The organism is Psychrobacter sp. APC 3281 (assembly GCF_030407815.1).
Lineage (GTDB): Bacteria > Pseudomonadota > Gammaproteobacteria > Pseudomonadales > Moraxellaceae > Psychrobacter.
The window spans coordinates 207986-220941 of record NZ_JASDCS010000006.1; the positions used below are offsets into that span (position 1 = coordinate 207986).

The following is a 12956-nucleotide window of genomic DNA, read 5'->3' on the forward strand; positions in this document are numbered from 1 at the left end:
TAATGGTTGTACCATAAAACAGACTGCAGAAAAACAGCGTGCAGAAGTATCAAGCGTACTTCAGCGACGTTGACGCAGTAGTTGTTTTATTGTGGGCAGGCTATAAGCTTCTTTTCAATGACGTTTTTTAATGACAGTCACTACTTAGGACATCACTATGTTTAAAGATATTTCTATCAAAGATTTTGATCCAGTACTTGCTGAAGCGATGGCCGCAGAAAGCGTTCGTCAAGAAAACCACATCGAGCTTATCGCCTCTGAAAACTACTGCTCACAAGCAGTGATGGAAGCACAAGGTACCGACCTTACCAACAAATACGCAGAAGGCTATCCTGGCAAGCGTTACTATGGTGGTTGTGAGCATGTGGACGTAGTTGAGCAATTGGCCATTGACCGCGCTAAAGAGTTGTTCGGTGCAGAGTATGTGAACGTTCAGCCGCATTCTGGTAGCCAAGCAAACTCAGCCGTATTTTTAGCATTGTTAGAGGCAAATGACACTGTACTAGGCATGAGCTTAGACGCTGGTGGTCACTTGACGCATGGCGCACACATCAACTTCTCAGGTCTGAACTACAATGCCGTACAGTACGGATTGATAGATGGCACTGGCCTTATTGATTATGACCAAGTAGAGAGCTTGGCGCGTGAGCACAAGCCAAAAATGATCATCGCGGGTTTCTCAGCATACTCTCAAGTAGTTGATTGGCAGCGTTTCCGTGACATCGCGGACGAAGTAGGCGCGTATCTATTGGTCGATATGGCTCACGTTGCAGGCTTGGTTGCTGGCGGTGTTTATCCAAACCCAGTACCTTTCGCTGACGTGGTTACGACGACTACGCACAAAACTCTACGTGGCCCACGCTCAGGTATGATTTTGGCGCGTGATGAAGTATTGGCTAAAAAGCTAAACTCAGCTGTATTCCCAGGCAACCAAGGTGGCCCGTTGATGCATGTCATCGCTGCAAAAGCGGTTTGCTTTAAAGAAGCGTTAGAAGATAACTTCAAAACGTATCAGCAGCAAGTAGTGAAAAATGCGCAAGCCATGGCAAAAGTAGTTCAAGAGCGCGGCTATGAAGTCATCTCTGGCGGTACTGAAAACCATCTAATGCTGATCAGTCTCGTTAAGCAAGAAATGACGGGTAAAGAAGCAGACAAATGGCTTGGTGAAGCACACATCACTGTCAACAAAAACGCTGTACCAAACGATCCAAAATCACCATTCGTGACTTCTGGTATCCGTATCGGTACGCCAGCGATTACTACTCGCGGTTTCAATGAAGCACAAGCGGGTGAATTGGCAGGTTGGATCTGTAACGTACTAGACAGTCGCGGTGATGAAGCGGTTGCTACTGAAGTACGCGCTAAAGTAGAAGCGATTTGTGCAGAATTACCAGTCTATGCTAAAAATCAGTAAACTTTAGAATGGTAATAAAAAAAACCGCTAAGCTTTTGCTTAGCGGTTTTTTTGTTATTGCTCTCTATAAATATTAGAGCATTTAACGCAAACCTATATTGGTATTGCTATTTAGCTCTTTTAATTATATCTAAGTCTATTGTTTAACCTGAAGATTACTACCGACATTTTTCGATAAATGTAGTGATCTTGACTGAGTTTTGGTATTAGTTTCAAGGAGCTAAGTTGATGTTTAATTAAGAAAAATGCGTAAATCTCTTTGTTTATACAAAAATATTAGTATATAGTCAGTATTGAACATTTAGTAATAATACTAATACAAATTATAATAAATAGTTACACTTTGTATTAGTATCGCTGTAATTGATTGAATAATTATATAAATATTATTTTCAATAGAGGGATTTACATGAAAAAACAATCTTTAGTCGCAACGATGCTATTACTCAGCACGACTCTTGCGCAAGCAGCAGAACAATCAGGTTTAGCAGCATTTGGAGCAGGTCTCGATGGCTTTATGGCCAACATATTTGGCTGGTTCGTCGACCTTATTTTCTTTTCAGTACCTCTTGGAGACGTCAGCTTCCCGCTTATTGTGGGTTGGTTATTAGTTGCCGCACTCGTATTCACTTTTTACTTTGGATTTATTCAGTTTCGACAAATAGGCTTGTCTCTAGATATCGTCAGAGGCAAATATACCGATCCCAATCCCGCTAACAAGGAAGAAGGCGAGGTCAGCCATTTTCAAGCTTTAGCTACTGCCTTATCAGGTACTGTTGGTCTTGGTAATATCGCAGGCGTTGGTGCAGCACTTGCTATTGGTGGACCTGGCGCTACCTTTTGGATGATTATGGTCGGCCTATTTGGTATGGCGACTAAGTTTGTAGAATGTACGCTAGGTGTCAAATACCGTACGGTACTACCATCTGGCGTTGTATCAGGTGGCCCTATGTACTACCTAAGCCGCGGTATGGCTGAACGTGGTATGGGCGGATTAGGTAAGTTTCTAGCTGTTGGTTTTGCACTCATGTGTATATTGGCGACCTTTGGTGCTGGTAACATGTTTCAGGGTAACCAAGCCTTTGCAGTCATGAGCTCTACTTTTAGCATTCCAACGGACTACAGTGTATTCTTTGGTATTGGCTTAGCGTTTTTAGTCGGTATGGTTATCATTGGTGGTATGCCGCGCATCGCAACCGTTACCGAAAAAGTCGTACCTTTTATGGCTTTGTTATACATTACTATGGCAGTAATCGTACTGATTGCTAACTTTAATCATATCGGTGCTGCATTTGGCGAGATTTTCACGGGTGCCTTCACTGGTGCTGGCGTAGCTGGTGGCTTTATTGGCGCGTTGATTCAAGGTTTGAAACGTGCAACTTTCTCTAACGAAGCGGGTGTTGGTTCAGCCGCTATTGCTCACTCAGCAGTAAAAACCAAAGAGCCTGCTACTGAAGGTCTAGTAGCGCTATTAGAGCCTTTCATTGATACGGTTGTTATCTGTACGATGACGGCGCTTGTTATTACTATCTCTGGGGTGAACACTGCCGCAAACTTACAAACCCAAGCGCTTACTGGTGTGGATCTAACCCGTGCAGCCTTCATGGAAACGGCACCTATCTTCCAGTATTTCCTAGCAGTTGCGGTATTGCTGTTTGCTTTCTCAACGATGATTTCATGGTCATATTATGGTCTAAAAGCTTGGACTTACCTCTTCGGTGAAGGTAAAGGCGGCGAGATGATATACAAACTGATCTTCTTAATTTTCGTTGTTATTGGTACCATCGTACAGTTCAGCTTCGTTATCGACTTCTCAGATGCGGCTCTGTTCGCGATGGCTATCTTTAACATCATCGGTCTGTACTTCTTGATGCCAATTGTGAAAAGAGAGGTTAATTCTTTCATAGCGCGTGTGAAAAGTGGCGAAATTAAAAAGTATAAATAATAGGTTCGATTGAACACTCTCTTATAACTTGATAATTAAAAAAGCCCGCCAAGATGAGTCTTGGCGGGCTTTTCGATGGCTAATATTTGTTATTTGCTAGATAGCTATTAAGTTTTGATCTATGACAGCATCGGCCTACATAAACGGCAGTTTAGTAAAAATCTGCAATATCGTGGCATTGACGATATCAACAAAGAACGCACCAACCATTGGCACGATCAGGAATGCTTTAGGTGAAGGCAGATAGCGATCAGTGACTGCCTGCATGTTCGCAATCGCTGTCGGTGTTGCACCCATACCAAAACCACAATGCCCCGCTGACAATACAGCTGCATCGTAGTCTTTACCCATAATTTTAAAGGTAATGAGGTAAACGTAGATAATCATAATGATGGTCTGTACAACCAATATAATTAGTACAGGGCCTGCCAAATCGGTCAATTGCCAAAGTTTTAAAGACAATAATGCCATTGCTAAAAATAGGCTTAAAGAGGCATTACCAAGTACATCAATTGAGCGGTCAAACATATCAAAATTGAAGACCATCGTCAGTACATTGCGAATGATGACACCGCCTGCCAGTGCCCATACGAAAGTAGGCAGCTCAAACCATGTACCTTCAGCAACTATGGCCATCACATCGGCAAAAGCCAAAGCACCTGCGAATAGTGCCAAGGTTTCGATAGTAGAAGAAGCGGTGATAAAGCGCATGCTATCAGGTCTTTCAAAGATATCTTTATTACTACCTGCAGACTCCTCGTCGTGTTTGGTGCTATATAACGACTGTGCACCAGCAACTTTTTCGATATCGCTAGGATCAGGGTTGGCTGGCGTTGGTTTTAGGCCAAGTCGATTAATCAAGCGACGGGCAACAGGACCGCCAACGATACCACCCGCGACCAAACCATAAGTAGCAACCGCAATACCAAGTGTCGTCGCACCGACCACACCATAGTCTTGTTCTAACGTAATGCCCCAAGCGCCTGCTGTACCGTGACCACCAGTTAGAGCGATAGACCCTGTCACCAGACCGAGCAGAGGATCAAGTCCTAACGCACTTGCCATGGCCACACCAACGACATCCTGCAGTACAATAAACACTGAAACAACGATAGTAAAAATTAGTAATGGTGTGCCGCCTGCTTTTAGCCTACTAAAATCAGCGCTCAGACCGATGGAGGCAAAGAACATCAACATGGTGGCGGTCTGTAGTCCTTGATGAAAGTTAAAACTATATCCCCAAACCATATTGAGAGCATAGACAACAATCGCTGCGACCAAACCACCAGCAACAGGTTCTGGAATATTAAAGTCTTCTAAAAACTTGACTCTCCGCACCAAAAACCGCCCAAGCAGCAGCACTAAGGTGGCCAATATCAGGGTGTAATAACCGTTTAAGGTAATCTCCATAGGTTAATCCTTTCTATAAAATAAATTAACCTGAATTCGGGATAAATATGGCTTTATCTCGAATTCAGGTTTCTATGATGACGAATAATTATCGGTGACTATCGGCGGTCAAGCTTGCAATATATAGGCTTTTAATGACTAAATCTCTAACGCATAAGCTTCATCCTCAGATGGCACGATGATCCACAATTGTGGTTTGCCAAATTCTCTAAAGGCATCCTCAATGATGCTTTTAAAGACATTGAAGTCCTCAGTGTTTATCTTCTTAACGTCTGTCAAATCCAGCCTTAAATGAATTGCATCACTGTCTGTTAGACAATCCCATGCACTGTCCCAGTTGTGTGAAAAATAACTAGGAAAGTCACAGGCCTTGCCTAAACTCGTCAATAGCTCAGTTTTTTCGAGCGTGTCACCTACGGCTATAGTAACAGCCTGCGCAGGAATGCTAGTACCCAGTGCTGTACCGTTTTGGTTAATGTGGTCTTGATTCACGTGGCTTTGATTAACGTAGTGGATTGCTTGGTTTATACTTTCTCGATTCATATCAGCTTTTTTCATATTAAGGCACCTGTAGTCTTTGGAAGCTATCATAATGGTCGACAGTCAAGTAATAGACGGTAGGCGGATTACCACCTGTGACGATACGCCGTGCGCCGCGATGAGAGACACCAGGAGTGGGCACGGTATATTCATGGTAGTAGCCTTGCGACTGAGCGGGTAGTCTGCCTTCACGATTATAAAACGTTGTGCCATCTTTATTTGGATATGGAAACGGGCCGCCTTGCTGAATAAGCGCAATCGTATTATCGACCTGTGCGTCACCTGTTATTCCTGATACTGCGGCCTGGCTCGTATTATTAGTGACGTCCTGCGATACCGTTGTCGACTCGATGCTATCAGCAAGCAATGTCGAATTTAAATCGCCAAAGAAATAGAAAGCGATGGCAATTATAGCGATAAGGCTAAATAGCGTAGAGCCTAAGCTTCTTTTATTGGGTCTGCTACGATTTGAGTTACGAGTGCTGTGATGGCTATTAGTATTAGCAGGTGTATAGCTTGGAACATCTGATGCAGTATCTTGTTCAAGGCTCAATGAAGACGAGGTCACTTCAGTGGCTCTCAATTGGTTTTTGTCGTTACGGGCACTGTTAAAGTAGACACTTTGACCAACCGTTATAGGTTTCGCCAGTCTTGCTTTGCTAATATGAAAGAACACATCTTCATTTTGATTGTCTACATCGATAAAGCCATAGCCTTTATCTTCGTTCCAGTGCTTAATCTTGCCACTTTGCATGGTTGTACCGCTCCCTATAATTTAAATGCCTTAACTAAAATACTTATGATTCAAACGAAGAAACGCCAGCATAATTGCTGACGTTTCTGATTACTCGTTTCGATAGTGGATGCTGATATGATTAAGCACGGGTTTCGCCATGACCATAAACAATCCATTTTTGTGAAGTCAGACCTTCGAGACCGACAGGACCACGGGCATGGATTTTGTCCGTTGAGATACCAATCTCAGCACCGAGACCGTATTCAAAACCATCAGCAAAACGGCTAGAAGCGTTAATCATAACGCTGGCCGAGTCCACTTCACGGATGAAGCGCTGCGACTTGGTATAGTTATCAGTGATGATGACATCGGTATGATGGCTGCCGTGCGTATTGATATGTTCAATCGCCTCATCAATACCTGCGACCACTTTTACCGCTAGGATAGGGGCTAGGTATTCAGTATCCCAATCCTCAGAAGTGGCAGCTGATAGATGACCTTTAAGCTTAGCATTGTCATTTAGGATAGCTTGTGATTTGTCATCAAGGCGTAGTTGCATTGCGTCATCAGCATCGACAATGGCTTCTGCAATTTTAGGTAATAGCTTATCTGCGACTGTTTCATCGACCAGTAGCGTCTCCATCGTATTACAAGTGCCGTAGCGATGTGTTTTGGCATTGACACTGACCTTAATCGCAATCTCAGGATCCGCATCACTATCAATAAAGGTATGGCAATTACCATCTAAATGCTTAATCACAGGTACTTTTGCATCGTTGCTGATACGCGCAATCAGACCTTTACCACCACGTGGCACGATGACATCGACATATTCAGTCATGGTAATCAGCTCACCAACGGCTGCACGATCGGTCGTCTGTAGCACTTGCACGCTATATTCCGATAGGTCAGTATGGCTAAGACCTTTAATGATACATTTAGCAATGGCTTGGTTAGATTCAAATGCTTCAGAACCACCGCGCAAAATAATGGCGTTGCCTGATTTGAGCGCCAATGAGGCAGCCTCTAAAGTCACGTTAGGGCGCGACTCATAAATCATACCAACCACACCAAGTGGCACTCGCATTTTGCCCAAATGAATACCTGATGGCTGATAGGTCATGTCAGTGACTTCACCGATTGGGTCAGGAAGGCCAGCGACATCTTTAAGTCCTTGTAGCATACCGTTAAATCGTGCCTCGTTCAGCTCCAAACGATCGAGGAGTGCGCTATCAAGATTGTTTTTTTGACCGTTGTCCATATCGATTTTATTGGCAGCCAAGATGTCTTGTTTGGCATTGACCAGTTCATCATGAATGGCTAATAGTGCTGAATTTTTATCGCCAGTGTTGGCAGCAGCCAGTGCACGAGAAGCAGTTCTTGCTTGCTTGCCGACAGACTGCATATAGGTCGTAATATCCGTAGTATTCGATTGACTCATAAATTATTTTCCTTATGTGATACAGGTTTTTTATAACTAAAAGCGCCCAATTTTATATAGGTAAAAGTACCTACAAAGGCGAAAAATGTCGCAAAAAAAGAAGTTTTGAATGCCTACTTAGGTAGCGGTAGGTCATTATGCTATTTAACATAGAGCAGATTGAGACGATAGTAAAGATGATTTTGTGAACAGAATCCGCTTTACAGCGCTCTTGTAGGGGCTTATTCAAAGTAATATTGTTCATGCTAAGCGGTGTTTATTTAAGATAAGCGCGTTATCAGTACTACACTATATCTTTACGTGTTTTTAACAGAATTGCGCTGTAAATACTAAGGTAGCTGCGAGATATCCTCAGTATAGTAAGCATTAAAACAGTAAGGCTATCAGTAGATAGTACTTAATCTTATTATGATGAGTGATGGAGAACGGACATGGCTACGAAAAATACAACTTATAAAAATTGGTTAACGGTTGGTCTAATGGCAGGCGCTTTGGCATTAGGCGCTTGTAGCAAAAAAGATGACACACCGATGGAAACTGAAGCTGATACTACCGTAGACGCTCAAACCTCTGTAGAAGAAAGTGCAACAGCGAGCGACAATGACGATGTGGCCGTTGCTAGTGCTGATGATGAGGGTATGGACGTTACCAATAATGATGATGTGGCAGTGGCGACAGCAGAAGATGCGGATATGATAGACGGTACTGAAGATTCAGAGCATGTATCGACGTACTAATCGCATGCTATAGAATGTACTAGCGCCATATTAAATGTACTAAGCACATACTATAAATAGGCAGTTATCAGATAACACAACGTCTCGTATTCTAAAGTGATAAAATAAAGCCCAGAGCGATAAATGCAGTCTGGGCTTTTTTGTATTCGCGGTTTGTTAGAATCTGATTAACCCGTTGGTTAAATACAATATTTGCCTTTTTACTGCGTAATAAGAGACAATATGGCATTTTTCTCTTTGCCTCATCAGGCATATTACGATAATGCATCTAGATGCTTGTACTATATATAGATATAGCTCTTATTTTATTCGTGTTTTCACTCATATTTATTGGAAGTCTGCTGAACCATGCTTGATACTGCAAAAAACCCGACTCGGCCTATCGCCCTAGACTTACAAGACATCCATAAAAGCTACGGCTCATTAGAGGTATTAAAAGGGGTATCCCTGACTGCCTATGATGGCGATGTTATCTCTATTTTGGGCTCATCTGGCTCAGGTAAGTCGACGTTGCTGCGTTGTATTAATCTTTTAGAAAACCCAAATCATGGTCGTATCTTGATCGGTAATGAAGAGCTGATGCTAAAACCTGCCAAATCAGGTGAGCTGCAAGCAGCAGATGTGAAGCAGCTAGAAAGCTTGCGTGCACGCGTTGGGTTTGTCTTTCAGAACTTTAACCTATGGCCGCATAAGACAATCCTACAAAACATCATCGAAGGACCAACGCAGGTCTTAAAGATTAAAAAAGACCAAGCAATTAGCGATGCAGAAAAACTGCTTGATAAAGTAGGTCTGCTTGACAAAAAAGACGCTTATCCTGCCAACTTATCTGGTGGTCAGCGTCAGCGTGTCGCTATTGCCCGTGCGCTTGCTATGCAGCCACAAGTCCTATTATTTGATGAACCAACCTCTGCGCTAGATCCCGAACTGGTCAACGAAGTGCTTGCGGTAATGCGCGAGCTAGCAGAAGAGGGGCGTACGATGCTTATCGTTACTCACGAAATGCGCTTTGCCCGTGAAGTATCAAGCAAAGTCGTCTTTTTACACCAAGGTGTAGTTGAAGAAATTGGCACACCTGAGCAAGTCTTTGATAACCCTACCTCTGAGCGTGTTAAAGACTTTATGGCATCACACCGTCCTACTTAATTATTAGTTTTTTGCTTAATATCATGTCTAATACAAATGGTGGCAACGCTCTTGCCATCATTTGCCCTGCCATATTTAAAATCACTGTAACGTAACCATTGTTGACTGTTTATTGCCCAATGATAACTATGAGTATGCAAAACGTTTGTTTTTGATATTTTACTCAGGTATTATCAAAAGGTTTATAGGCCGTCGCGTCTCGTGGCTGTCTGTTATTCTGCTATCTATATTGCTTGTCTGGCAGGGACGTCAGAGAACAAAATATCAGAACCCTAAGTCAGAAAATCCTGTCAAAAACTTATGTAAAACCCATCAGAATTTAAGGAACGTATGATGTCGAATTCTCGCCTATTGTGGTCATCAATGACCGTTACTGCTGCATTGATGTTGAGCGCTTGTAGCCAACCTGCCGATGAAACTACCGATACCAACGCTGACGCCCCTGCAGCAGAAACCACTGGTAAAACCATTCGTATCGCCACCGAAGGCGCTTACCCTCCATTCAACTACACCAACGCTGACGGCAGCTTGGCAGGTTTTGATATCGATGTTGCCAATGCCTTGTGTGATCAAATGCAAGCAAAGTGTGAAATCGTTGCACAGGACTGGGACGGTATCATCCCTGGTCTATTGGCACAGAAATATGATGCTGTGATTGCAGGTATGTCTATCACTGCTGAGCGTCAGGAAAAAGTTGATTTCAGCGAGCCGTACTTTGCCAATACGATGGTATGGTTGACCAATACGGATGGTGGTTTTGATCCTATGACGATTAAAGATGCAACGCTTGGTGGTCAACGTTCTACTACTCCAGGTGCTTATCTACAGGATAACTACGAAGGCAAAGAAGGCAACACAGTTCAATTGTATGACAACTATGACAATGCCTATCTAGATCTAAAATCTGGTCGTAGCGATGCCGTACTGGCCGAAAAAGTTTCTGCCAAATCATGGTTAGCAGAAAACGCAGCGGGCTTCGGTATCGTTGGTGATGAAATTGATAACGATGACAATATTGCCATTGCTGTACGTAAAGGTGACTCACTCAAAGCTGACTTTGACAAAGCATTGAGCGAAATCCGTAGTAACGGTGAGCTTGCACGTCTTGAGCAGATGAACTTTGGTCAATAATGACTCACTGAAGATTTATGCTTAGAACAAATAACGTTTGATGCGAGTAATGCTTAAAACTGGGCATGTTTCAAATAAACGATGTTTATAAGCATAAATCAGCAAGCAGTGATGGACGATACAGCTGGTAAATATATTAAGGAATAAAACTTATGACAATTTCAATGACATCATCAATGAGCAAAAAAGCATTGTGGCTAGCACCACTTAGCGCAGCAATGCTAATGCTAATGCTGGCAGGTTGTAACAATAGCTCAGCACCAGCAGAAAATGCTGAAGCTGATACCGCTACTGAAGCGCCTTTGAATATCAAAATTGCGACAGAATCAAGCTATAAGCCTTTCAGTTATACCGATGCAGATGGCAAGCTGATTGGTTACGAGATTGAGCTGGTTGACGCATTATGTGCACAAATGAAAGCTGAGTGTGAAGTCATCTCTCAAGATTGGGATGGTTTGATTCCAGGGCTTAACGCACAGAAGTTTGATGCAGCTATCGCAGGTATGTCTATCACGCCTGAGCGTAAAGAAGTGGTTGATTTTAGTGATCCTTACTTCCATAGCGGTATCATTTTGATCGGTAAAAAAGGTGATGATTTAAGTGTTGAGTCGCTAACAGGTCTACCAATTGCGTCACAGCGCTCAACTGTTGCCTCGCAATACCTACAAGACGAGCATGCAGATGCTGATATCAAATTATACGATACGCAAGACAATGCTTATCTAGATCTGACCTCAGGTCGCGTGCGCGGTATGATGTCTGACAAAGTAACGGGTATTGACTGGTTAAAAACAGACGCAGGCAAAGGCTACGAAGTCAAAGGTGAAGAAATCAGCACCAATGATGATGCAATGGGTATTGCTTTCCGTAAAGGCGATCCGTTAGTTGCTAAGTTCAATGCAGCATTGGCTGAGCTAAAAGACAATGGCACCTACGATCAAATCACGGGTAGCTATTTTGGTACTAGCTCAACGGCTGCAGCACAAAAAGCGGTAGCAACAACTGATAGTGTCGAAGAAGTAGTGGTCGCTGAAGAAGAAGCACCAGCTAACTAATACGATATTTAGCAGTTTTACTGCTGTTGTTTAAAGACGTGTTGTTTACTCAAGAAAAAACCAAGGATGATCATGAGCAACCATTGTGCCCCAATCTGTACCACGACTGACAAATCTAACATTAATGTAGCCAGTCGTCTGTCTATGTCATTGCTCGCACTAGCGACGGCCTTTACCGTTGCTGGCTGTAGCAATAGCCAAGAGAGTGCAGCTGATACCAATCTAGAGGCTACCAACACAACGGCAGCGTCTACAGGTGATGTATTACGCATCGGTACAGAAGGGGCCTATGCACCTTTTAACTATACCAATGCCGATGGGACACTGGGTGGTTTTGATGTTGAGATAGCAAATGCACTTTGTGCGGATATGCAGGTTACTTGTGAGATTGTAGCGCAGGACTGGGACGGTATTATCCCTGGCTTAAAAGCAGGTAAGTACGATGCAATCGTGGCCGCGATGTCTGTTACTCCAGAGCGTTCGCAGCAGGTGAGCTTTACCGATCCGTACTTTAGCAATGCCTTGGTTTTCTTAGCCAAAAAAGACAGTAGCTTTGACCCTAGTAACAACAGCGATATCGACTCGCATTCTATTGCTGCACAGCGTTCAACCATTTCATCGCAGTGGCTAGAAGACACGTATCCAAAAGCCAATATGAAGCTTTATGATACGTTGAGCAATGCGTTTTTGGATCTCGGTTCAAACCGTGTCGATGCGATGATTTCTGATAAGCTGCCTGCGATAGAATGGCTGAGCTCAAATGCTGGTAGCAAATATGCGCTAAAAGGTGATGAGATCGATATTAATGATAACTTTGCGATAGCAGTACGTCCAGGCGATCCGCTACAAGCAAAGATCAATCAGTCTCTTGCTAATATAAAGGCTAATGGTACTTACGATAAGATCAATCAAAAGTACTTTGCGATACCAGCGTCTGCAACGAGCACAGTTGATGAAGACGCAAATACAGGAACAGATACAAATACTGCCGAGCAACCAGCGACAGAAAACGCTAGTTAATAGCTAACAGTAGTCAAAGATAGCAGTCAAAAAATATTGTTTTGATCAATAAAAGGATATCGCCATGATGGTGATGTCCTTTTTTATTTGTCGTTATAGCAACGAATATACATAATAGCCGCCTATCAATTTTGCTCAAATTTAGTCGGCTGATTGTATATCTCTAGAGGCAAGTGTCTGTTTAAGTACGGTTTAGGCACAGCTTTTACGCGTCAGTATTAACATCACAGCGAGTGAATATGATAAAATCAGCGCTCATTTCTACTGTGTCAATTATCGCAGCGTTAATCGTATTCTTCTGACGTCATTTTTTGACGCCGACCATCCCTATTGATTTGGTATAAAATACGGTGTTTCGCCGCGTTCAGCTATTGATGCTGA

Annotated in this window: 11 protein-coding genes; 7 read left to right on the plus strand and 4 right to left on the minus strand. The window is 43.0% G+C overall.

From position 1 onward, the window contains the following. The first annotated feature begins 157 nt into the window (after window positions 1–157). Window positions 158–1414: a serine hydroxymethyltransferase gene (gene glyA / locus QL886_RS06395; protein WP_290178049.1), complete on the plus strand. Its 1257-nt coding sequence runs from the start codon at window positions 158–160 to the stop codon at window positions 1412–1414. A gap of 409 nt (window positions 1415–1823) precedes the next feature. Continuing rightward, on the plus strand, window positions 1824–3359 hold the full coding sequence (locus tag QL886_RS06400) for an alanine/glycine:cation symporter family protein (RefSeq protein ID WP_290178050.1): 1536 nt from the start codon (window positions 1824–1826) through the stop codon (window positions 3357–3359). A 135-nt stretch (window positions 3360–3494) separates the two neighbouring features. Here the strand turns inward: QL886_RS06400 and gltS are convergent, their stop codons facing one another. The 4 genes from gltS to QL886_RS06420 all read right to left on the minus strand — a co-directional run bounded on the left by gltS (window position 3495) and on the right by QL886_RS06420 (window position 7486). Further along, complete coding sequence (gene gltS, locus QL886_RS06405; protein ID WP_102078318.1) at window positions 3495–4769, minus strand: sodium/glutamate symporter; 1275 nt, start codon at window positions 4767–4769, stop codon at window positions 3495–3497. Between the two features lie 138 nt (window positions 4770–4907). Next, complete coding sequence (locus QL886_RS06410; protein ID WP_290178051.1) at window positions 4908–5261, minus strand: barstar family protein; 354 nt, start codon at window positions 5259–5261, stop codon at window positions 4908–4910. Window positions 5262–5328: 67 nt separating this feature from the next. After that, window positions 5329–6063, minus strand: coding sequence for a ribonuclease domain-containing protein (locus QL886_RS06415; protein ID WP_290178052.1), 735 nt, complete (start codon window positions 6061–6063; stop codon window positions 5329–5331). 121 nt (window positions 6064–6184) lie between these two features. After that, the gene (locus QL886_RS06420; RefSeq protein ID WP_290178053.1) at window positions 6185–7486 is read right to left on the minus strand and encodes a glutamate-5-semialdehyde dehydrogenase; all 1302 of its coding nucleotides are present in this window, start codon (window positions 7484–7486) and stop codon (window positions 6185–6187) included. Window positions 7487–7917: 431 nt separating this feature from the next. Between QL886_RS06420 and QL886_RS06425 the strand changes: the two genes are divergently transcribed. From QL886_RS06425 to QL886_RS06445, 5 genes are all read left to right on the plus strand, one after another. After that, window positions 7918–8223, plus strand: a complete 306-nt coding sequence (locus tag QL886_RS06425; protein WP_290178054.1) for a hypothetical protein — start codon at window positions 7918–7920, stop codon at window positions 8221–8223. Window positions 8224–8571: 348 nt separating this feature from the next. Further along, the gene (locus tag QL886_RS06430; protein ID WP_057758311.1) at window positions 8572–9369 is read left to right on the plus strand and encodes an ATP-binding cassette domain-containing protein; all 798 of its coding nucleotides are present in this window, start codon (window positions 8572–8574) and stop codon (window positions 9367–9369) included. A gap of 330 nt (window positions 9370–9699) precedes the next feature. After that, a complete protein-coding gene (locus QL886_RS06435) occupies window positions 9700–10500 on the plus strand; it encodes a transporter substrate-binding domain-containing protein (RefSeq protein WP_180958123.1) in 801 nt (266 codons plus the stop codon). Window positions 10501–10652: 152 nt separating this feature from the next. Next, window positions 10653–11555: a transporter substrate-binding domain-containing protein gene (locus QL886_RS06440; protein WP_290178055.1), complete on the plus strand. Its 903-nt coding sequence runs from the start codon at window positions 10653–10655 to the stop codon at window positions 11553–11555. Window positions 11556–11627: 72 nt separating this feature from the next. Continuing rightward, the gene (locus tag QL886_RS06445; protein ID WP_290178056.1) at window positions 11628–12575 is read left to right on the plus strand and encodes an ABC transporter substrate-binding protein; all 948 of its coding nucleotides are present in this window, start codon (window positions 11628–11630) and stop codon (window positions 12573–12575) included. Window positions 12576–12956: the final 381 nt, after the last annotated feature.